The following is a 23639-nucleotide window of genomic DNA, read 5'->3' as shown; positions in this document are numbered from 1 at the left end:
TGGATATCTTTCTTAAAGATCATTACATTTCTCTTTCAGTCGACAGAATGTAACTAAAACAAACCGCGGACAATAATAATAAATAAAATAAAAGCAAATAAATTCAAATAGTTAATTGATAATAATTGTTTAATAGCCTTACTGTTTCGTCACTCACCTCACGAGATCATGTGAATATCCTACATTTTCCTCTGAATAATCACTTATTTTCAATCAGCAGATACTTTTCACTCACTATATGAGTGTATATAAAATCTCGATGTAGAATAACTATACTTCAATTTTATGCCTAGCATCTTGGTACGATTTGCCTTGCTGACTTTGCATCTTGAAGTATCATGGGTATATTCTTACATCACTTTACCAATTCGTATATTTTGGTATTTTGGCAACGACCTAGCTATTAATCCGATTTTTCATCAAAACTCATTATTAAAATGTTATGCAACCAACACCTAAATCAGAATCAGAACTGTTATTACGCGCCCAAGATCTAGCAGGATCGACATTAGGAGAACTTGCAGAACAGGCAGGAATAATTCCCCCCCCCGATCTTAAGCGTGATAAAGGTTGGATTGGTCAATTACTTGAGTGGCATCTTGGTGCAGTGGCGGGCAGCAAGCCGATTCCTGATTTTCCTGAATTAGGGATTGAGCTAAAAACCATCCCAATCGGATACAGCGGAAAGCCACTTGAAACCACATTTGTATGTGTTGCTCCGTTGATTGGCTTACATGGTTTACATTGGGGAAACAGTCATATTCGCCATAAATTGGCTCGAGTATTATGGGTTCCTGTTGAAGGTGAACGTGATATTCCGCTCGCTGATCGCCACGTTGGCTCTCCCTTACTTTGGAGTCCATCTATTGAAGAAGAGCAGCAGCTTCGCCAAGATTGGGAAGAGTTGATGGATATGATCGTATTAGGTCGAGTGGAACATATCACAGCTCGGCATGGCGAGGTACTTCAACTTCGTCCTAAAGCCGCTAACAGCCGAGCATTAACAGAAGCATATGGCGAAAATGGTCAACCAATAAAAACCTTACCTCGTGGCTTTTATTTAAAAACCCACTTCACAGCTGCCATTTTAGCGCGTCATTTCATTCTCTAATTCATCAGCAGCAAACCAATATTCATTGCGCTATCAGATCTATATAGTCAACATAATCAAAGCGAGATAATCATATCTTCACGGCATGTTGATAACTGACCGTCAGGTGAAAACTCATCGTACGGATCAATAACACGCAATACGACCGATGTAATACCTAGTGGACGTAACAAGCTTTGAACATGTTCGATTGATTGAAAATGAAGCATTTCATCTTGATCATCTTTTAATGGAACCAATTGATGCTTGTATTCTATTTCCATTAAATAACCAGGTTGCCCAGCGTAACTGGTTAATACACATTTAGGTATTTGACCTTCGCTCGACTTTAACCAATGTTTCAGTTGAGATAGCTTCATCGCTTTTCCTTAAGCTTCGTTTTTAGAGCCTGATTAATATTTCAGTCAATATAACTATGTGTCATGTTCTGACTGTCGGCAAGTTAGGATCTGCCAAAAACAACAAAAACTGACTTTTCATGATCTTACTGCCTTGATATATTGAAGTGACAGCACATCAGTCCAAGGAAGGCTTATGGAATACCATAAAATCCCCCATTCATCATTAGAAGTCAGTAAAATTTGTTTAGGAACAATGACTTTTGGTGAACAAAACACAGAATCAGAAGCTCATGACCAACTCGATTTTGCTTTTGAGCATGGTGTGAATTTTATTGATACCGCAGAAATGTACCCTGTTCCTCCTAAGCAAGAAACGCAGGGGCTAACAGAAACCTACATTGGTAACTGGCTCAAGAAATCGGGGAAACGCGATAAAGTCATTTTAGCGACGAAAGTCGCAGGACCTCGATCGCTCCCTTATATTCGTGATGATATGGCACTTGATCGTCGTCATATCCACGATGCGGTAGAAACCAGTTTAAACCGCTTACAAACAGATTATATCGATTTGTACCAATTACACTGGCCACAGCGTGAAACAAACTGCTTTGGTCAATTGAATTACACGTACAGTGAAGATGCAACAGGCGTCACTATCACCGATACACTCGAAGCATTAGCTGAATTAATCAATGCAGGGAAAATTCGTCACATCGGCTTATCGAATGAAACACCATGGGGAGTAATGTCATTTCTGAAATTAGCAGAGAAGCACAACCTTCCTCGTGTTATTTCAATCCAAAATCCGTACAACTTATTGAATCGTAGTTTTGAAGTTGGGCTATCAGAAATAAGTCATCATGAAGGGGTTGAGTTACTGGCTTATTCACCTCTAGCTTTTGGTGCGTTAAGCGGAAAATATTTGAACGGAGCACGCCCTGATGGTGCGCGATGTACACTGTTCGAACGATTCTCTCGTTACTTCAATCCACAAGGTATCGCAGCCACACAAGCTTATATTGATATCGCAAATAAACATGGTCTTGACCCGGCACAAATGGCACTCGCTTTTATTAATCAACGTCCGTTTGTCGCTTCTAATATTATTGGTGCCACCAACCTCGGTCAGCTTGAATCCAATATTTCAAGTCTAGGTGTAACACTGAGTAATGATGTGCTTAAAGATCTTGAATTAGTGGGTGTGACTTATTCAAACCCTTGCCCTTAGACAAAAAAATGCCCCTGCTTGTTAAAACAGGGGCCAATAACATTAGCTCAACCAGCATGTATCTAGCTATAGTGGTACATAGATACATGGCTATATTGATACGGGTAACTTTATCGAATTAACCTTTCTATCTCGAGACAGTTTTCGTAGCAAAGCATTGTAAACTGTTACAACTCATGTCTTTCGATTAACACGTTTTGATCCTTCCGATAAAGCCAAACAACGTAAACATGCAGGCTGAGTTACAGCGCCCTATTCTTAGGAAAGTAGAATAAGACGCTAACATTACGTTATAAGTCTAGATTTAAACCTTCGTCTAAGATTATAAACTTTACATTGTGCTGGAGTAGAACTTAAGCCTACCTTCATACGACCATCTATCTCGACACCAATATCTTTTAATACATGCTGAGATAGGTGAGGTAAATTCGCTAAAATACGGCGGCGCTCACGACGAAATGCTTCGTGCTCACGATGAATATCTAGACGAATAAGTAAAACTGCAAGGTGCAAATAAACTGATTGGCGCATAAGAATGCTCTCCATTTAATGATATTAAAGGAGGGATACAGGCATACTGACGAGAATTTGCTTACAACTGCTCACCGCGACAGATACCCGCGGCCCATAGACACAGCGGATGCTGTTAGTGTTTAGTGAATTGCTGAGTGGCATCAACAGCAGGACGCGTACAATTCATCATAGTGATAGTGTTCATATGTACCTCCTGAAGTGACGTTATAGTGTTGAAATGAGTGTTAATTTTAACCATTTACAATTATTTGACAAGCGTATATTTAACCTAGAATGCATAACAAAGTTATATGCTATAACTATTTTTTGTACATTCTAAATATATTGTAAAATATCTTAATGTCGATGAGCCAACAGCATGAGTGACCATTTTTCAATCACATTGAATTCATGGTCGCCAGTATGTTATCAACTTATACTCACGAGTATGACCTCGTAATTAGCCGTCATAAAAAACGCTACATAAGCGTTTCTTTGCATCGATAAATTCAACTACGGGTTATCACGAAAATTCCGTGGAGCAGGCACTAGATCATGTTTATTCAACAACCGATACATAGTTGCACGAGAAACCCCTAGTTCACGGGCTGCAGCTGAAATTTGACCTTTATTATTCTCTAATACCGTTAGCAGGGCCCCACGCTCCGACTCTTCTCTGATCGTTTTTAAGCTTTGCTTATCGTCATTTAGCCGCGGTATATCAAGATGATCCGCTTCAATACTTTTATCTTCAGCCAATAGTACAGCACGTTTTACTTGGCTAATTAATTCTCGTACATTCCCCGGCCAAGGGTATGTGATTAACATTTTTTGGGCTTCATCAGAAAAGTGCTTTGCAACGCTATTGTATTGTCTTGCAAATTTCAGCAATAAAAACTCTGCAAGTAAGCTGATATCGCAGCCTCGCTCCCGCAATGCAGGCACGACAAGCGTAACAACATTTAAACGATATAGCAGGTCTTGCCTTAATTTACCCTCTGCGACTAGCTGCTCTACAGGGTAGCTGGTTGAAACAATAACCCTAATATCTGACGTTACCTTTTCACCAGCAGTTGTCGTGAATGTGTCATCTTGAATAAACTGTAAGAGCTCTTGTTGTCTCTGATCTGACAGCGCTGAAATTTCATCGAGATATAAGATGCCTTTATCAGCTAAAGCAAAGCAACAAGGGGAAGAATTCATATCACAATGCTGTTCATCGTTACTATCACTGAACCAATCTGCTGTAACCGTTTCACAGCTAATCCGAACAAATGCATTATTGGCACGGGTGGATGCTTGATGAACAGCCCGAGCAACCAACTCTTTTCCTGTGCCCATTTCACCTTCAATAAAAACAGACACATCATTTGCTGCAATACGTTGTACTTGATGACGAAGCCTCTTCATGACTTCTGTTGTACCTTGCAAACCTTGTTGGCCAAATCGCCCTAAATCAGGCCATACCTTGCGCTCTAACTGTAACATTCCCAGTTGATGACCAATGGTTTCTTGTAACTGAGCAGCAGGCGTCGGTGAAGTGAAGTAATCAATACAGAAGCTAGCAATAAATTGGCAAATGGCGTCTGAAGCAAGCTGCTCTTCTCGCACAACAGCTAACCAGCGTACTTGTTTATTACGGTTAACCAGCGTCGCTATACCATTGATGCTGAAGTCATCTTTACTGAGGTCGACAACACCAATACAAGGGCCAATATCCAATAATAAAGACTCAGCGGCTCTTAGGTCATAACAACGATGGCATACCCAGCCTGCTTGCTCTAAAGAGGGCAACCATGATTGAGAACTACCACCAAAGACTACTAGCGCTCCTGGCATTACTCCCATATTAACCCCTCTTTTCATCATTAAGCCTTTAGATAATAAACAATAACTATGTGATATAACGTCCAAATATAATGCACGACCAACAATGCTATGCAGGCATATCGGTTGATGATATATGCCACAATTAACCCATTGCAACTTGTTTACTATAAATGTGGGGTATGCTCCTGTTTTTTCTAACAATAGATGCATCTACACCATGGATAATGCGGTTAATATGGCAAAAATAGCAAACAATTCAATAATGAAATATTCTAATTAAGATGAATGAAATCTGATCATTACCATCAATAAAATTAATAATATAAAGAATTGTAGTAGGTAAAAAATCATAAAACGAAAAAAAGCGCCTTTCGGCGCTTCTTATTAAGCTTTGTTTTTTACAGCATATTGTTTAGCTAACAGTTACAGGGGTCGCTTCAACGTCATCAGCTGGTACGCCAATTTCATTTTCACTCTTTGCCACAATCGTGTTTACAGCGGTATCACCAACAACATTTGAGCTAGTACAGAACATATCGTTAATACGGTCAACTGCAGCAATAATTGCTAGACCTTCTGGCGGTAAACCTAGTTGGTGAAGCAATACACCAACCATCACAATACCACCACCCGGAACACCACCAGCGCCAATTGATAGCAACAAGATAGTTAAACCCAAGGTAAATAAGTCGGCAGTATTAATTGGCTGACCAAATGCGTTCGCCACGAAAATTGTTGCCAGTGCAATGTAAATAGAGACACCAGACATGTTCATTGTTGCACCCAATGGCACACCAAAACCAGCGACTGACTTCGAGACGCCAATCTTATCTGTCAGTGTACGCATAGTTACTGGAATGGTTGCATTTGAGCTTGCTGTCGATAGCGAGAATAAAATCTGCTCACGGGTATGACGAAGGAAAGTTGTCGGCTTAATGCCAGTTGTAATACCCACCATCATTGGATAGAAGAAGAAAATCCAAAAAACCAACATCGCAACGACTAGACCAACATAACCAGCCACAGACATTAAAGTATTGCCGTCTAATGTTGCACCTAGTTGAATCATCAGTGCAAATACACCGAATGGCGCTAAGCTCATAACCAAGCCTACTAGCTTCATCATGATTTCGTTTGCCATCTTGAACGTTTTGATTGCAGGACCGCCACGCTTATCAAGCGCTTGAATCGCAAGTCCCGTCAAAATAGCCATGAAGATGATTTGTAGCATATCGCCATTAGCAAAAGCTTGTACTGGGTTGCTTGGTACAATATTAACGATTAGAGAGAAAATATCAGGGGTTTCTGTTGTCGTTAATTCAACCGTTTTTTCTACAGTACCCGCTAAATTAGCACCGGCACCCGGTTGGAAAATCATACCAACAGTTAATGCTGCTGCAATCGCGATAATGGTATTAATAATGTATAGAGCAAAGGTTTTACCACCTAAGCGACCAAATGCAGTGATGTCTTTCAATTCAACGATACCGCAAACAATCGATACGTAGACAAGAGGTACTACAAGTAATTTAATCAGTGAAACGAACATACCGCCAGCGCCTTCCGCTAAGCCAAGTACGTATGTATCCATCAACGTCACGCCATTAAATAAGTACTGTATTGCTGTACCTATAATCAGACCTATAAATAGGCCCGCAAATATCTTTCCTGATAACGATTTATTCATCGTCCATCTCCAGTTGGTTGTGCTTAGTAATATTAGATTTACATTGTGTTCCCACTGTTCCTCGTGGGTTGAGCGACATTTTACATAGATGATGAAAGGATAAAAGAAGATATTTTACAATATAGTTACAAATTAACGACAAAAGACAACATTAATAGATCGGACAAATCACAGTACAAAAAACTAAATAATATATAAAACGGTAACTTATACGCAGTGTGAATAGCAGAATGTATGGAGGCAAAGCAAAAGAGGGCTCAAATTTTGAATGACGAGTTATGTGAATTGAATCACATCGAGAGTTTCCTTATGAGTGCTATTTATACAAAATTCCACTATTGGAAACTTCTGTCTTTTAAAATTCTAAACTAAATTCACTACTAGATAGGCAGATATTTAAAAGCGGGCAATACCAATAAGGATAAGAAACTGAAGTCATGAAATGCATAACGCGCATAATAAAAAAGCCACTCATTGAGTGGCTTCTATTTATCCATATTACGCCGAAAAGTAGCGTAACTAAACTAAAGCAATGATTATGCTTTGTTTTGTGGACGTAGTGCAGGGAACAAGATTACGTCACGGATAGTATGTGTGTTAGTGAACAACATTACTAAACGGTCGATACCAATGCCCTGACCAGCTGTTGGCGGTAAGCCGTGCTCTAGTGCAGTGATGTAGTCTGCATCGTAATACATTGCTTCATCATCACCAGCATCTTTAGCATTAACCTGTGCTTTAAAACGCTGATCTTGGTCTTGTGCGTCGTTAAGCTCAGAGAAGCCATTCGCCACTTCACGACCACCAATGAAGAATTCAAAACGGTCAGTAATGAAATCATTTGTATCGTTACGACGCGCCAATGGAGAGATATCTGCTGGGTATTCAGTAATGAACGTTGGTTGCATTAACTGAGGTTCAGCTGTCTCACCAAAGATTTCTTCAAGAAGTTGACCACACGTCCAGAATTTTTCAACGTAGATATCAAGACCACGTGCGATGTTAGCCATCAGTTCGCGATCAGCTACTTGCTCGTAAGTAAGCGCTTGAATTTCAGCGTTGTCTGGGTTGTATTGCTTGATTGCATCTAGCATGCTGATACGTGGGTATGGACCACCGAAATCAACAATTGCATCGCCGTATGGTAGTTTAGGCGAACCGTGTAGGTCTGTTGCAATGCTGCTTAGCATTTCTTCCGTCAGATCCATCAGATCATTGTAATCTGCGTACGCCATGTAGAATTCCATCATGGTGAATTCTGGATTATGACGAGGAGAAAGGCCTTCGTTACGGAAGTTACGGTTAATCTCGAATACACGCTCAAAACCACCAACCACTAGACGCTTCAAGTAAAGCTCTGGTGCAACACGTAGATACATATCGATATCTAGCGCATTGTGGTGAGTAATAAATGGACGTGCCGTTGCACCACCAGGGATAACGTGCATCATTGGTGTTTCAACTTCCATGAAGTCTTTCTTAGTCATGAAGTTACGAATTGCACTCACAACTTTAGAACGCATGATCATCGTGTTACGAGAATCTTCGTTAACAATCAAATCAACATAACGCTGACGGTAACGCATTTCTTGGTCAGTAAGACCGTGGAACTTCTCTGGTAACGGACGAAGTGCTTTAGTTAGCAATTCGTAGTTATCCATCGTCACGTAAAGATCGCCTTTACCTGATAAGTGAAGCTGACCTTTAACACCGATGATGTCACCGATATCAAGACCTGAGTACTTCTCTTTTAATTCTTTTTGTACCGTTTTATCAGCATAAGCCTGAATACGACCCGATACATCTTGAATCGCTAAAAATGGACCACGTTTAGCCATAACACGGCCAGCGATAGCAACGATGTGGCCTTCTTCTTCAAGCTCTGGTTTCGTTTTCTCACCGAAAGTAGCCTGTAGATCGGCAGCTAAGCTGTCGCGACGGAAATCATTTGGGTGGCCATTTGCTTTACAGTTTTCGCGGATCATTTCTAGCTTTGCACGGCGCTCAGCAATCAGCTTGTTTTCATCTTGTACTTGATCAGTCATGGGGGGAACCTTTAATTATTAACCCAATTCGGTTAGAGACCTGATTTCAGGCTAGCTTCGATAAAACGGTCTAAATCGCCGTCAAGTACAGCTTGGGTGTTACGATTCTCCACCCCTGTACGTAAATCTTTAATGCGCGAGTCATCCAATACGTAAGAACGAATTTGGCTGCCCCAACCAATGTCAGACTTAGAGTCTTCATTAGCTTGCTTTTCAGCATTTTGCTTTTGCATCTCAAACTCGAACAGTTTTGCTTTCAACTGTTTCATCGCTTGATCTTTGTTCTTATGCTGAGAACGGTCATTCTGACACTGCACCACAATGTTGGTAGGAACGTGCGTAATACGTACCGCAGATTCCGTGGTGTTTACGTGCTGACCACCCGCTCCTGATGCGCGGTATACATCGATACGCAAATCAGAAGGGTTAATATCAATAACAATGTTGTCATCAATTTCTGGGTAAACAAACGCAGAAGCAAATGAAGTATGGCGACGACCACCTGAATCAAACGGTGATTTACGCACTAAACGGTGAACACCAGTTTCAGTACGTAGCCAGCCGTAGGCATACTCACCTACAAGGCGAATGGTTGCTGATTTAAGACCCGCAACATCACCAGCAGAGACTTCGATAATCTCTGTTTTAAAGCCTTTTGCATCAGCCCAACGTAAGTACATACGTAACATCATTGATGTCCAGTCCTGAGCTTCTGTACCGCCCGAACCAGCTTGTAGGTCGATGTAACAATCTGATGAATCGTATTCACCCGAGAACATACGGCGGAATTCAAGCTTGGCTAGCTTCGCTTCCAACTCTGCCAGTTCTGGCTCAATTTCATCAAATGTTTCTTGATCGTCTTCTTCTACCGCTAATTCAAGTAAACCCGCAACGTCTTCTACGCCCAGATCTAGTTGATCGATAGTTTCAACCACGGCTTCTAATGCTGCGCGTGATTTACCTAGAGCTTGAGCGCGTTCTGGCTCATTCCATACAGCTGGTTGCTCTAGTTCTGCATTGACCTCTTCTAGTTGCTCTTTCTTAGCATCATAGTCAAAGGTACCCCCTAAGAATGTCAGTACGTGCTGATACATCCTCAAGTCGGTTTTTAATTGGATTAATCTCGAACATTGCCACTCTTCATCACCGAAACGGACATAACCGCAAGATTCTATCGAATTGTCTCTAGAATATACAGCGCTGTAATGGGGTTTCTTACCCTAATTGTTGAGAGATAGCGATCATCTATGTCTCAACTTCAGTATTAAGTCGAAGATGATAAACCTTGAAGCCGTTTATCATCTTGTTAAGCATCAATTTTATGGCGGTATATTGATTATTTTGCAACCAAGTGTTCAATCATCAATTGCACACTTCGATTTCCACGAAATTCATTCACATCGAGTCGATAAACAAGATCGACCTGTTGTACAGAAGCATCAGGCCAAGATTTAAGATCAACGTTAAAAGCAATGGCATCGATAACGCTGCCCCCATTTATCGGCTCAACCATCATTTTTAAGTGCTTACTACCCACCAGCTTTTGATGCAGTAAACGGAACGTGCCATCAAATGATGGTTCAGGGAATTGCTGTCCCCAAGGGCCACCATTGCGTAACACTTCTGCAGTCTCAATATTCAATTCGTTCGCAACGAGTTCCCCGTCGGTCAAAAATACACCTTTCAGTGCATCTTCATCTAACTGGCTACGTACAATGTCATCAAACGCTTTACTAAAACCACTAAGTTGGTCTTCAGGTATGGTTAAACCAGCCGCCATCGCATGACCACCAAACTTTAAAATCATCCCTGGGTTTCGCGTATCGATAAGATCAAGCACATCTCGCATATGTAAACCAGGAATAGAACGGCAAGACCCTTTAATTTCACCCTCTCCCGCATCAGCAAACGCAATAACAGGGCGGTGATATAAATCTTTAATACGTGATGCCAAAATACCAATCACACCTTGGTGCCAATCACGCTGAAATAGCGCCAAACCATAAGGCATATCTTGCTGATTAAATGAGATGCGTTCACAAATAGCCAGCGCTTCTTCTTTCATGCCATGTTCTATTTCTTTTCGGGTTTGGTTTAGACCATCAAGCTCTGATGCCATACGGCGTGCTGCTTGAATGTGGTTACATAGCAATAACTCGACACCAAAAGACATGTCATCTAATCGCCCTGCCGCATTAATTCGGGGACCAAGCGCAAAACCCAAGTCGCTCGTCACTAAACGGGCCGGATCGCGATTTGCCACTTCAATTAATGCTTGAATACCCGGGCGACATTTTCCCGCTCTAATTCGCTGAAGGCCTTGATGCACGAGTATCCGATTATTCCCATCAAGTGCAACAACATCAGCCACAGTGCCCAGCGCAACTAAATCCAGCAGCTCTGCTAAGTTCGGCACTGGAATACCTTGCTGTTCGAACCAATTGATATTTCGTAATTCCGCACGCAATGCCAGCATTAAATAAAAGGCTACGCCCACACCGCATAATGCTTTCGAAGGGAACGTACACACATCGAGATTAGGGTTCACGATGGCATCTGCAATCGGTAACTCCTTCCCCTGTAAGTGGTGATCAGTCACCAATACTTGCATGCCTTTAGCTTTTGCAGCAGCCACACCAGCAATCGACGATACGCCATTATCCACCGTCATGATCACTTCTGCGCCACGCGCTTCAGCTTGATCAACCACTTCTGGGCTTAAGCCGTAGCCGTCTTCAACGCGGTTGGGAATTAAATAATCGACATTGCTACAGCCAAGCATGCGTAATGCCAATACCGATAAGGCTGAACTGGTGGCACCATCGGCATCGAAATCACCCACAATAATAATACGTCGGTTTTCAGCCAACGCCGTCACCAATAGCTGCACGGCAGGCTCGATACCATGCAGTTGTTCGTAACTTAATAGCCCTTTTGCACCACGCTCAAGTTCAAGCTCTGATGCAATACCACGACTAGCATAAATACGCTGTAATAATGGTGGCGTCGCAGATGAAAAGCCGGAAATATCGGCAGTCGGTCGACGTTTAACTTCAATCATAATAGGTAATTTCCGGCATGGGTAATGTGTGATTAATACATCACATTCTATCTCATTTTTTGGTACAAACCATGAAAAAGCCCGTAATCTGACTGAATCAGATTACGGGCTTTCATGATGTATTATTTGGCACTTGCGACCAGTAACGGTCTATAAGCAAACCATATATTAGCTACGGTTATCTAACATTTTACGCAGCATAGGCGCAGGCTGATAACCCGGCAGCATTGTGCCATCTTCCAAGATTAATGCAGGCGTACCACTCACACCCATAGCAACACCCAATTCATAATGCTTACGAACAAGGTCTTCACGTAACTTAATACCATTGTCGTCAAATGTGCCGCCCTTCGCATCATTCATGGCTTTTGCTTTATCTTTCGCACCCCAAATAGCACTCATTTGCTCGAAGTTACCAGAGCGCTCGCCGCCACGAGGGAAAGCAAGGTAGCGAATGGTGATACCCGCATCGTTATATGCTTGCATTTCACCGTGTAGCTTACGGCAATAGCCACATGTCGTATCGGTGAAAACAGTCACGACATATTTTTCGTCTTTCGCAGGATAGATGATCATTTCATCTTCCATGCCTTGCAGTTTGTCTTTGTTAATCTTCGCCATTTTTTGTTCGGTTAGATTCACTGGCTCGGCACCCGTATTCTGATACAAATGCCCTGCAATAAAGTAATTGCCGTCATCAGACACGTAAACAACGCCACGCTCAGTCACCGCTTCGTTCATGCCTGAAATAGGAGAAGGAGAAATCGAGCTTGGAGCTAAACCTAGCGCACCCAATTTCGTTTTAATTGCAGCCTCGTCGGGCTTTGCTGCTGCAGAAAAAGCAGTTAACGCAACCACAGTCGCAAGTAATGTTCGGCCAAAAAAGTGCATTCGACTAGATCCTTTAAAAAAGTAATATAAAGAGTAGACCAGTGAGAGTCCGAAAAACTTTCAAAGTTCATTATACGGGTAGTCACAGAGCAGTTACTAGATGAACTCGATCATCTTTATTATTAAGTCGCATATGTACTAGCACTTAAATCATTAAGCACGAGGGTGATGCGTCGCATGTAGTTGTTTTAATCGCTCTGTCGCTACATGAGTATAGATCTGAGTGGTAGATAAATCACTATGCCCAAGCAGCATCTGTACCACACGTAAATCAGCACCATGATTCAATAAATGGGTTGCAAATGCATGCCTCATCACGTGGGGCGACAATGTATCGGTATCTATTCCAGCAATCACCGCATAATACTTAATACGATGCCAAAACGTCTGCCTTGTCATTTGCCTTGCGCGTTTACTGGGAAACAATACATCAGAACTTTTCTCACCTAATAACTGCGGGCGACCGCTATCAATGAATTCTTCAATCCAATCAATTGCATTTTCCCCCATAGGCACTAAACGTTCTTTTTCCCCCTTACCTAACACCCTCACCACGCCTTGACGTAAACTCGTATTTTCCATGGTTAAGCTCACCAACTCGGTAACACGTAACCCTGTGGCATAAAGCAACTCTAACATCGCTTTATCACGCAACTCTATTGGGTTATTGGTATCTGGAGCCTCAAGCAAAGCACTGACTTGCTCTTCGGTTAAATCTTTCGGTAGACGTTTAGGTAAGCGTGGGCTCACCATCATGCTGCTCGGATCATCATCACGCATTTTTTCACGGTATAGATACTGGAATAAACGGCGAATAGCCGACACCATGCGCGCACGTGATGTTTGTTTAAAATCGGCATCAAATAGCCATTGCTGATACCGCTGTAAATCATCAGCAGATAACGTTATTAAGCGATAACTTTTTTCTTCAGTCCACTTTCGCAATTTAGTTAAATCATTGCGATAAGACATCAGCGTATTTTCTGATAACCCTCTTTCCATCCACATTGCATCTAGAAAGCGTTCAATAATATTTTCGTCGTTTTCCACAACAACCTCTAACCCTATATGCAAATACACCAACTGAAATGCATGGATATAAACACAGTACTTTTCTCATGGTAGTCTATTTAGACCTAAAAGTAACTTGTCATATCACAGCCGATAACACTGAAACACAACAAAACCGCGAGATAAAACATAGAGGAATAGAAAGAAGCTAGGTAAACTCTCAGCCATTACATACACCAATGGATTATCAGCATGAAAATTGGCCTATTCTACGGTTCAACAACTTGTTACACAGAAATGGCGGCAGAAAAAATCCGCGAGTGTATTGGTGATGAACTCGTTGAACTGCACAACATCAAAGAAACACCGATCAGTGAAATGAACAACTTTGACATGCTGATCATGGGTATCTCAACATGGGATTTCGGCGAGCTACAAGAAGATTGGGAAGCGGTATGGGAACAACTCGATGGGTTAACCCTTGCAGGTAAAACCGTGGCTTTCTTCGGTATGGGCGATCAAGAAGGCTACACTGAGTGGTTTTTAGATGCGATGGGCATGCTGCACGACAAACTGCTGCCAACAGGCATTAACGTCGTTGGTTATTGGCCAAATAATGATAGCTACCAATTTGAAGCATCGAAAGCACTAACAGAAGATGAAGAATTCTTTGTCGGTTTAGCCCTCGATGAAGACAGCCAGTTTGAAATGAGTGATGAACGCATTACACAGTGGTGTGAGCAAATACTGACTGAATATAGCGATTCACTCTAAGTCTCTTGTCTTGAATTAGCTTCAATCAACAAAATGCTTTGGAGCCAACAAAAAACGGGATGCCATAATGGCATCCCGTTTTGTTTTAATGCAATTTTTAATACAAAAAATAATTATGCAGTTTGACGTGTTTGCTGAGCGACTTTACCACCAATAACGCAGGTAATAACGAGAGCAATAGTTGTTGGCAGTAACCATGCCATACCGTAGTCAAACAGAGGGATAATTCTGAATGCCGACACATCAAAGCCCGCTACTTTTGCAGCATCAATTAGGCTGAACGACAATGCCACAATCATTACTACACGGTAAGACAATACTGGATTTGGTAACCAACGACGAATAAAGGTCAGTATTACCAATGCCATAGCAATTGGATACAGTGCAAACAATGCAGGTAACGAAATCGTAATTAACTGATTAAGACCAACGTTTGCGACTACACAACAAATTACAGCCAGTAATGTTACCCACTTCTCGTAAGACCACTTAGTCAGTGAAGAGAAGTACTCAGAACACGCCGTTAATAGACCAACAACCGTCGTTAAACAGGCTAATAAAACAATTAATGACAAAATCATTTGCCCAGCAGGGCCAAACAATGCCGCCACGTAAATAGCAAGAATATCGCCACCATTAGCAGCACTGCCAGCAATTACGCCACTTGTTGCGCCTAGGTAGAATAGTGAAATATAAACAAAAGCCAAACCCGCAGCGGCAATTAAGCCAGCACAGATTAAGTATTTACGTGTCTCGGTTTCATCTGTAATGCCTTTGCTACGTACTGCATCAACAATCACCATACCAAATAGCAATGCAGCTACGGCATCCAGTGTGTTGTAGCCTTCAACGAATCCTTTAAGGAAAGGCATGTCAACGTAATCACCTTTCGCCGCTTCAATCGCATCTTGTGGATTAACCACAACAGCCACAGCTAATGCCACTAGAGCAAGGAAGAGGATTGGTGTTAAAAACTTACCCACTAAATCCACTAAGTTGCCACGAGAGCGAGAAAGGAACAGAGCAATAGCAAAAAAGACTATAGAGAAGATTGTTAAGCTAAGCTGTCCGGCATCGGCAATAAAGGGTTTAACACCCATTTCGTAAGCAACAAGACCAGCACGAGGTGCAGCAAATGCAGGCCCAATAACAATAAAGATTAATACCGCAAGTAAAGTAGCCACTTTAGACGGTAAGTCACGAGTAAGCCCTTTCCAACCACCAGCTAGTGCAACGGCAATAATGGCAATCAACGGTAAGCTAACCCCCGTAGAAAGGAAACCAAGCATCGCTGGTATAAGGTGATCACCCGCTTGTTGACCCGCTTGAGGTGGGAAAATAATATTACCCGCCCCTAAGAAAAATGCGAAGGTCATAAAACCTAACGCCAAGATATCTGTTACTTTCAGTGTTTTCTTCAAACTACACCTTCCCACTCGTATTTGTTTATTAGTTGTGTTTGTTTCTTATAATTTATGTCACGCAATACATGTTGCTAAATGTGACACTTATCGCAGCATAATGAAGAAAAAGTTAACAATTAGCAACGAGGTAACTAAAAACACCATAATCTTTGGCTTCGCGCACTAATAACTAGCATATAACACCAGTTTTAACTTAAAAATAAGAACTACAAGCCAGTAAAAGCTTTTAATCCAATAAATGCAAAACAATACTTACAACTACATAACAATACCGATACGGAATTTAAATATTAATTACAGTATTTATCTGTCTCTATCTCATTGTTTGATAAGTCGATGTTTAAATCTCTTGCATGTCAATTTTAACCAATAAGGAGGATCTAATATTTGCTTAAATTGGTATTATACTGTTGGTAAATAGAGGAGGCAGAATGGCAAAAGGTTTTACATTCAAACAGTTCCACGTCGACGACGGGGGATGCGGTATGGCAGTCAGCACTGATGGGGTATTACTCGGAGCATGGGCGACACTACCTAAACACGGAAAGCTCATTGATATTGGTACAGGCAGTGGTCTACTGGCTTTGATGATGGCGCAGCGTATTGCACCAGCATTATGTTCGATAACAGCGATTGAATTAGATAATTCTGCCGCAGATGCTGCTACGAAAAATTTTTCTAATTCGCCATGGTCATCCTCTTTACACTGCGTAAAGCAAGATATCCAACGATGGATCCATACACAGCCTAAAAATAATATTGAAAACATTATATGTAATCCGCCCTATTTTAATTTTGGATTACAAGCCGACAACCAAACAAGAGCGACAGCGCGGCATACCGATACGTTAACCCATGATGTGTTATTGCAATCCATCACGTACTTACTCGCGCCAAAAGGGATCGTAAGCTTAATATTGCCAGAATACGAAGGGCGCAAAATCATTCAAGCTGCTGAAAAATATGGCTTACATTGTCAACGATTATGCGAAGTAAAAAGCACTGAAAGAAAGCCCGTTAGTCGGCTATTGATCGAACTTACCCCCAGTACGGTGAAATTAGACACGCAAAAAGAAACATTATGTATCCATAATAGCGGGCAATATTCCGCGCAGTTTGTGTCTTTGACTCGTGATTTTTATCTTAAGCTTTGATGAATACGTTAGCCAAAGAAGCGTTGTAAGCGTAATCAATGAAGTTTTTATGCTTTAATCGGTGATACTTGCGGCAATAGCCTCTATAATGCCGCCCCTTATATTAAAACCACTAATGATCGATCCATTATCCTGCACCGGAAAAGGTGGCGATTGTTATTGGAGTTGGTCTTGTCCGAGGAGAAATAACTGGTGAAAGACTTTTCCGAGTTAGAGTTAGATAGCGCACTTTTAAACGCGATTGAAGAAATCGGCTACACCCGCCCGACCGAAGTTCAGGCACAGGCTATCCCTCACGCCCTGGACGGTAGAGACGTATTGGCTTCCGCTCCTACTGGTACCGGAAAAACAGCTGCATTTCTTTTACCGATGATCCAGCACTTACTTGATTTCCCTCGTAAGAAGCCAGGGCCAGCGCGTGTATTAATTTTAACCCCAACGCGTGAACTTGCGATTCAAATTGCTGACCATGCACGTGCATTAGCTAAAAATACTCACCTAAAGATCTTCACGATCACAGGCGGTATTTCATACGATGACCACGCAGAACTTCTAGGTAAAACACAAGATATCGTTGTGGCAACACCGGGACGTTTAATGGAGTACGTTGAAAGCGAGCGTTTCGATTGCCGAGCAATTGAATGCTTAATCTTAGATGAAGCCGACCGTATGCTAGATATGGGCTTCACTAAAATTGTTGAGCGTATTAACCATGAATGTCGCTGGCGTCGTCAAAGCCTTCTGTTCTCTGCAACCCTAGAAGGTAAAGGCGTTCGTGAGTTTTCAGAAACGATTCTGACTGAACCTGTAGAAGTAAACTCTGCACCTTCGCGCCGCGAACGTAAGAAGATTCATCAGCTTTACCTACGTTGCGACGACATGGGTCACAAATTGGCATTGCTTGAGCAAATCCTGAAGCATCAGGCAGAGCGCAGCATTGTCTTTGTGAAAACCCGTGACCGTCTGGCTATGTTACGTGATCAGCTTGCATCAATGAACGTGAAATGCAGCTGGATTCAAGGCGAAATGGCTCAGCTATCTCGTAACAATGCGATTGCTCGTTTCCGTGATGGTGATGTCAATATTCTGATTGCAACCGACGTTGCGGCTCGTGGTATCGATTTACCCGATATCAGCCACGTAATCAACTTTGATATGCCACGTACCGCAGACGTGTATTTACACCGTATTGGACGTACTGCACGTGCAGGCAAGAAAGGTATTGCGATTTCACTGATTGAAGCACACGATCAAGCGATGATCGAACGTGTAAGCCGTTACATGGAAGAAGAAGTGCCAGAACGCTTCATCAACGGTTTACGCCCAGCAAGTAAAAAAGCTAAAACAGTTAAAAAGAAAAAAGTAAAAATCGATAAGAAGCTAAAAGTGGCTAAGCAAAAGAAGGCTGCTAAGAAGAAAAAGAAAGCATCAGCGAACAAGCCTGAAGCTTAATCACTTCTCGGTTTATCTCTACAACAGAGAAATAAAAAAGGCAGAGATAAAATCTCTGCCTTTCTTTTATCTGGCATATCTAAATAATAACAGCGTAATATATGCTGAAACGATGCTCAACACGTCACTCTATTGGCGTTACTTCACTTGCTCTTCACGTTTAAAGACGAACTCTTTACTCGTAGATTCTGCTGGCACAAAATAGTAACCCGCCACATCAAATTGCTTCAGCTCGTCAACCGACTTAATACGATTATCAATAATGTAACGTGCCATCATGCCGCGTGCTTTTTTAGCGTAAAAGCTGATCACTTTATAATTTCCGTTCTTACAATCTTTAAAAACGGGTGTGATGAGCTGTGCATCTAATGATTTTAGTTTCACCGATTTGAAGTATTCATTTGACGCCAAGTTGATCAAGATATTATCGCCCTGCTCAGCAAGCGCAGCATTAAGCTTTTCAGTGATCACACTCCCCCAGAACTGATACAAATTAGCACCACGAGGGTTGGCTAGCTTTGTACCCATCTCTAAGCGATAAGGTTGCATTAAATCAAGCGGACGTAGCAAACCGTATAAGCCAGACAACATACGAAGATGCTGCTGAGTATAGGCAAAATCTTCTTCCGTCATGGTTTCTGCTGCCAGCCCGGTATACACATCGCCTTTGAATGCCAAAATAGCCTGACGCGCATTCTCTGTCGTAAATTCTGGCTGCCACTCAGCAAAGCGGGCTGCATTTAAACCTGCAATTTTATCGCTCACCTTCATCAGGCTAGCAATATCCATTGGCGTTAACTCGCGGCACACTTCCATCAACTCAGAAGAGTGCTCCGTTAGCTCTGGTAACGTATAAGTTTGCGTTGCTAAGGGAGAGTCATAATCAAGTGTTTTTGCTGGTGAAACCACAATTAACATAAGGCTTTATCCATTAAGGCTGATAACGGAAGATTATCATTGTTAACAAAAAAAACCACGCGATTGTCGCGTGGCTTAATATATTTATCTAATAGGTAATATCTATCACTCTTTCGATTTAGGCTGATCCCAGATCCCTTCTTCTAGCTGGGCATGCAGCTCTGGGTAATCTTTACTGTCAAATGTCGGTACCTTACCTTGCGAAAGTTGCTTGTTGTAATCCTTCGCTAATTTCACCGCCGTGCCAGATAGAAGAACAATCGCAATCAAGTTAATGATCGCCATCATCCCCATCGACACATCAGCCATCGCCCACACCGTTGGTAAATCTGCGATTGAACCAAACATCACCATGCCGAGTACAACAAGACGGAATACGTTCAAGCCCGCTTTATTGTTGTGCTCTAAAAAGATCAAATTCGTTTCTGCGTAGGAGTAATTTGCCACGAGAGAAGTAAACGCAAAAAAGAAAATAGCCACAGCAATGAAGATTGAACCCCAACCACCGACTTGAGCACTTAGCGCCCGTTGCGTCAGCTCAATACCCGTCACCTCACCATGGGGAACATATTCACCTGACATCAAAATAATCGCCACAGTGGCCGAACAAATAACAATCGTATCCATAAAGACACCCAGCATTTGCACATAGCCCTGAGAAGCAGGATGAGGAGGATATGGTGTCGCAGATGCCGCGGCATTCGGCGCAGAGCCCATACCGGCTTCATTGGAAAATAAACCACGTTTTAGACCGTTAATCATGCCTTGTGCAATGGTGTAACCTAAAGCGCCTGACGCCGCCTCTTCTAAACCAAATGCACTGCGGAAGATCAGTGAAATGACCCCCGGTAATTTTTCCATATTGGTAAACATGATAAATAACGCTAACAACAAGTAACACAGTGCCATTGCCGGTACTAAAATTTCGGCTGTACGTGCTATTGCACGTAATCCACCAAAAATAATAATACCCGTCATTACCACCAACACCACACCGACATACGTTGGATTAAAACCAAATGCTACATTCATTGCTTGCGAAATAGAGTTCGCTTGCACGGCATTAAATACCAAACCAAAGGCAATAATAAGGAAAATAGAAAACACCACGCCCATCCAGCGCATGCCTAACCCTTTCTCCATATAATACGCAGGGCCACCACGATAGTTACCGTCTGCATCACGGGTTTTATACAACTGAGCAAGTGCGCTTTCGGCAAAAGCGGTTGCCATTCCTAGCATAGCGATTAACCACATCCAGAAAATAGCACCAGGGCCACCTAAGGTCAGAGCAACGGCTACGCCAGCCATATTGCCCGTACCTACACGCGCAGCCAAGCTGGTACAAAGTGCCTGAAAAGACGAAATGCCTGCTTTATCCGATTTTCGGCTATTTCGCATCACACTGAACATATGCCCAAAATGTTTAAATTGAATAAAGCCTAAACGGTAAGTAAAGAAGATACCGACACCGACCAATAGATAAATGAGCACAGAGCCCCATAACAGATCGTTTAAAAAATTAATCTGACTAGTCACGCCCGATACCTCATACACATTAAAAAAGAATAAATACCCACTCAAAAAAACATGAGTGAAACACGATAAAATAATAATAGTTGTTTGCTAACAACCTTCGTTGTTCTTATTGAGTTACAACAGAAATAGAGCGTCAAACAATTGCTATCACTCTATACCCAAGCTACCTCAAGATGCAGGATTCAGAGTGATCTCAGCGTATTTAATTCAAGGAAAATGTGTGTAGGAATGGCACTTCCTTTCAAACACATTTGACACAGAAGTAGATACTTTGAATCACTCCCGAAGGGCGAGTTTTGTTGAGTTCTATGCGGTGTTACTTATTTCCAACGTAGAACGACTAGGTCTATAAATAAGTGCCTTGCCTAGAGCCCAACAAATTCTCGCTGAAACGAGCATCTTGAGGTAACTTGGGTATAACTACGTTTACCAAACTGAATCTATGATACCAATAGACAATAAACCCAAAAGGCATTGATACTAAAGCATTATAGAAGATATATGATCATGCAAAGATATATAGCAAAAAGCAATACTTCATGCCTTATGTTTAACCTTGGAAGCATATTTTAGCTTCTTTATTATTGTGTTACTTAACGACTGAAAACAATTTTTATCGCGTTAATGCGCCAAAATCATCCAAATTAAATACAAATATCCATTAAATTAACTGAATAATAATCAGGGAAACCCATCTGTTATAGCCCATTAATTCACGTCACTTTTTCTCATCTCTGCATCAATGGCCTATTGAATATGCTCATTTTTTATTCCGCTAGCTTGTGATCATACGAACACTCACATAAAAAATTCATAAAAAGCCAACATTTACGAAACAGATTAATTTTATTTTAAAACTATATATGCTATTAAACTTATATAGTCATGTAAGAACTAGAGGTGCTTTATGGATAGCTTTGCATTCGATGACATTCTTGCAACACAACAGCCAGCTCGCGGTTCACGTAGTAAACCGGTGAAACGGAAATGGCGTGAAATTGAGGCATTAAAGGACAGGCAAAGACTGCGTAAAGAATTACAAGATCTTGATATGCTCCAAGACCTTTCAGATGAACATATTGATTTCTAATCAATCTGCATGCTAAACGATATAAACAGCGCCAATCAGATTGGCGCTTTCTTTTAATTATCCGTAACGACGATTAAACACGATAGCCCGATTACTTTGATATATGTTCAGATAATTTTTTATAACGAGCGTCAACATGCTCACCAAAGAGTGGATCATCCTGATAAACGTGCAGTTCTTTTGATACGGCCACCCAATCTTCTGCAGTAAAATCACGACGTATTAATGGGAATATTTTTTTTTCTTCAAACTCTAGATGTGCTTTCTGACGAGCGACAAACACATTCAACTTTTCAGCAAAGACATCGAGAGGAATAACGGCATCCATTAGTACCATTTCAACCGTATCAGCAAACTCAGCAGTAAGCTGTGCCAACTGATGATGCTCTTGCTCGAGGCTTTGCATATCGCCATTTTTTGCATAATGCGATTGATAATAATGGTACAGAATATCTTCCTTGGGATGATGGCAGTGTTCAGCATACTGTTGAAGGTATTCCACAATATCTTTAATCAAACTGTAATTAACCGTACGACCATTTTCAATAGCATCTAGCTTCTGCTGCAGAATATTCAATAAGCGGTTTATATAACCATGCTCGGTATGAATACTATCTAACATCATAACCCTCTCCTTGATTGCTTATCTTAAATGCATTTATTTAAGTGTAATTCATCAAAGAAAATACATATTGATCCTGATTACTAATTGTTCACATTTTCACAAGTATTTATTAACACCAATTGTTATCAATCATTTAAAACCAGCCACTTACTCTTGAATCCTTTTAGGCTGCCAATCAATTGGTGCTTTATTCATGTCACATAATAGCTGGTTCACTTGAGAGAAATGTTTACAGCCAAAGAAACCACGATATGCCGACAGCGGTGATGGGTGAGCCGATTTTAAAACATGATGCTTATCGGTATTAATCTTTTTACCTTTTTTCTGCGCATGCGCTCCCCACAATACGAACACAATGCCAGCACTCTGTTGATCAAGCACATCGATGATTTTATCCGTAAATGTTTCCCAACCAATTTTAGCATGTGAATGCGCTTTACTTTGCTCGACAGTCAATACTGTATTTAATAAAAGAACGCCTTGATCTGCCCAACTTTGAAGGTAACCATGCTGGGGAATTTGAAATCCTGGGATATCGGTAGCTAGTTCTTTGTACATATTAGCAAGTGATGGGGGTGTTTTAATGCCAGGCAAAACAGAAAAACTCAAACCATGTGCTTGATTAGCGCCATGGTAGGGATCTTGGCCTAATATTACGACCTTTACTTGGGCTAATGGTGTTGAATTAAATGCATTAAAAACATCTTGCTCAGGAGGGAAAATAACGTTGCCATTAGAACGGGCAGTAGACACAAACTGTTCAATTTTCTGAAAATAGGGCTGTTGTTTTTCTTGATTGATAATGTCTTGCCAAGTATTTGTGTGGCTCATCATATTGATCCTGATTCGATGTAATACCGTTATTCTAACGATTTCAACATTAAAATCAGAAGTGATTATTCAGAACTACGACAAAATAACCACCTTATACCAACCTGGATAAGT

The 23639-nt window shown here is 41.5% G+C and carries 20 protein-coding genes; 6 read left to right on the top strand and 14 right to left on the bottom strand.

The window, feature by feature from the left end; genetic code table 11:
* The first annotated feature begins 442 nt into the window (after nt 1-442).
* Nucleotides 443-1111, top strand: coding sequence for a DNA mismatch repair endonuclease MutH (gene mutH, locus C9J47_RS19035; protein WP_107254910.1), 669 nt, complete (start codon nt 443-445; stop codon nt 1109-1111).
* 56 nt (nt 1112-1167) lie between these two features.
* Here mutH and C9J47_RS19030 read toward each other — a convergent pair whose 3' ends face one another.
* Nucleotides 1168-1470 carry a DUF6482 family protein gene (locus C9J47_RS19030; RefSeq protein ID WP_107254909.1) on the bottom strand — a complete coding sequence of 101 codons (303 nt, stop codon included), beginning with the start codon at nt 1468-1470 and terminating at the stop codon, nt 1168-1170.
* Nucleotides 1471-1645: 175 nt separating this feature from the next.
* On the opposite strand from C9J47_RS19030, the gene C9J47_RS19025 reads away from it, so the two are divergent.
* On the top strand, nt 1646-2680 hold the full coding sequence (locus tag C9J47_RS19025) for an NADP(H)-dependent aldo-keto reductase (protein ID WP_107254908.1): 1035 nt from the start codon (nt 1646-1648) through the stop codon (nt 2678-2680).
* 285 nt (nt 2681-2965) lie between these two features.
* Here C9J47_RS19025 and C9J47_RS19020 read toward each other — a convergent pair whose 3' ends face one another.
* The 8 genes from C9J47_RS19020 to xerD all read right to left on the bottom strand — a co-directional run bounded on the left by C9J47_RS19020 (nt 2966) and on the right by xerD (nt 13757).
* Nucleotides 2966-3211, bottom strand: coding sequence for a hypothetical protein (locus C9J47_RS19020; RefSeq protein WP_107254907.1), 246 nt, complete (start codon nt 3209-3211; stop codon nt 2966-2968).
* A gap of 495 nt (nt 3212-3706) precedes the next feature.
* Entirely contained in the window at nt 3707-5059 is a 1353-nt protein-coding gene (locus C9J47_RS19015; RefSeq protein WP_170107548.1) for a sigma-54-dependent transcriptional regulator, read from the bottom strand.
* Nucleotides 5060-5435: 376 nt separating this feature from the next.
* The gene (locus C9J47_RS19010; RefSeq protein ID WP_107254905.1) at nt 5436-6710 is read right to left on the bottom strand and encodes a dicarboxylate/amino acid:cation symporter; all 1275 of its coding nucleotides are present in this window, start codon (nt 6708-6710) and stop codon (nt 5436-5438) included.
* A gap of 536 nt (nt 6711-7246) precedes the next feature.
* The gene (gene lysS, locus C9J47_RS19005) at nt 7247-8755 is read right to left on the bottom strand and encodes a lysine--tRNA ligase (RefSeq protein ID WP_107254904.1); all 1509 of its coding nucleotides are present in this window, start codon (nt 8753-8755) and stop codon (nt 7247-7249) included.
* Between the two features lie 32 nt (nt 8756-8787).
* A protein-coding gene (prfB, locus tag C9J47_RS19000; RefSeq protein ID WP_107244265.1) for a peptide chain release factor 2 occupies nt 8788-9886 on the bottom strand; the annotation gives its coding sequence in 2 pieces (ribosomal slippage) (nt 8788-9810 and nt 9812-9886; 1098 coding nt in all).
* Between the two features lie 205 nt (nt 9887-10091).
* Nucleotides 10092-11816: a single-stranded-DNA-specific exonuclease RecJ gene (gene recJ / locus C9J47_RS18995; RefSeq protein ID WP_107254903.1), complete on the bottom strand. Its 1725-nt coding sequence runs from the start codon at nt 11814-11816 to the stop codon at nt 10092-10094.
* A 168-nt stretch (nt 11817-11984) separates the two neighbouring features.
* Nucleotides 11985-12707, bottom strand: coding sequence for a bifunctional protein-disulfide isomerase/oxidoreductase DsbC (gene dsbC / locus C9J47_RS18990; RefSeq protein WP_107254902.1), 723 nt, complete (start codon nt 12705-12707; stop codon nt 11985-11987).
* A gap of 153 nt (nt 12708-12860) precedes the next feature.
* The gene (xerD, locus tag C9J47_RS18985; RefSeq protein ID WP_107254901.1) at nt 12861-13757 is read right to left on the bottom strand and encodes a site-specific tyrosine recombinase XerD; all 897 of its coding nucleotides are present in this window, start codon (nt 13755-13757) and stop codon (nt 12861-12863) included.
* A 213-nt stretch (nt 13758-13970) separates the two neighbouring features.
* On the opposite strand from xerD, the gene fldB reads away from it, so the two are divergent.
* A complete protein-coding gene (fldB, locus tag C9J47_RS18980) occupies nt 13971-14492 on the top strand; it encodes a flavodoxin FldB (RefSeq protein ID WP_107254900.1) in 522 nt (173 codons plus the stop codon).
* Between the two features lie 113 nt (nt 14493-14605).
* Here the strand turns inward: fldB and brnQ are convergent, their stop codons facing one another.
* Complete coding sequence (gene brnQ, locus C9J47_RS18975) at nt 14606-15913, bottom strand: branched-chain amino acid transport system II carrier protein (protein ID WP_107254899.1); 1308 nt, start codon at nt 15911-15913, stop codon at nt 14606-14608.
* A gap of 434 nt (nt 15914-16347) precedes the next feature.
* Here brnQ and C9J47_RS18970 point away from each other — a divergent pair, with 434 nt between their 5' ends.
* Nucleotides 16348-17070: a tRNA1(Val) (adenine(37)-N6)-methyltransferase gene (locus C9J47_RS18970; RefSeq protein WP_107254898.1), complete on the top strand. Its 723-nt coding sequence runs from the start codon at nt 16348-16350 to the stop codon at nt 17068-17070.
* Between the two features lie 192 nt (nt 17071-17262).
* Nucleotides 17263-18522 (top strand): ATP-dependent RNA helicase SrmB, encoded by a 1260-nt coding sequence (gene srmB / locus C9J47_RS18965; protein WP_107254897.1) that lies wholly within the window; start codon nt 17263-17265, stop codon nt 18520-18522.
* Between the two features lie 138 nt (nt 18523-18660).
* On the opposite strand, the gene yaaA is transcribed toward srmB, so the two are convergent.
* Both yaaA and C9J47_RS18955 read right to left on the bottom strand, forming a co-directional pair.
* A complete protein-coding gene (gene yaaA / locus C9J47_RS18960) occupies nt 18661-19440 on the bottom strand; it encodes a peroxide stress protein YaaA (RefSeq protein WP_107254896.1) in 780 nt (259 codons plus the stop codon).
* Between the two features lie 105 nt (nt 19441-19545).
* Nucleotides 19546-20979, bottom strand: a complete 1434-nt coding sequence (locus C9J47_RS18955; protein WP_107254895.1) for an alanine/glycine:cation symporter family protein — start codon at nt 20977-20979, stop codon at nt 19546-19548.
* A gap of 907 nt (nt 20980-21886) precedes the next feature.
* Here C9J47_RS18955 and C9J47_RS18950 point away from each other — a divergent pair.
* On the top strand, nt 21887-22069 hold the full coding sequence (locus C9J47_RS18950) for a DUF3545 family protein (protein ID WP_107254894.1): 183 nt from the start codon (nt 21887-21889) through the stop codon (nt 22067-22069).
* 91 nt (nt 22070-22160) lie between these two features.
* Here the strand turns inward: C9J47_RS18950 and C9J47_RS18945 are convergent, their stop codons facing one another.
* Together C9J47_RS18945 and ung are read right to left on the bottom strand one after the other, a co-directional pair.
* Nucleotides 22161-22694 (bottom strand): hemerythrin domain-containing protein, encoded by a 534-nt coding sequence (locus tag C9J47_RS18945; protein ID WP_107254893.1) that lies wholly within the window; start codon nt 22692-22694, stop codon nt 22161-22163.
* Between the two features lie 147 nt (nt 22695-22841).
* Complete coding sequence (gene ung, locus C9J47_RS18940) at nt 22842-23525, bottom strand: uracil-DNA glycosylase (protein ID WP_107254892.1); 684 nt, start codon at nt 23523-23525, stop codon at nt 22842-22844.
* Between the last annotated feature and the right edge of the window lie 114 nt (nt 23526-23639).

This window comes from Photobacterium indicum, assembly GCF_003026215.1.
In the GTDB taxonomy this organism is placed as follows: Bacteria; Pseudomonadota; Gammaproteobacteria; order Enterobacterales; family Vibrionaceae; genus Photobacterium; species Photobacterium indicum.
Note: the sequence above shows the minus strand (reverse complement) of the source record. Positions and strands in the feature narration are given on the sequence as shown.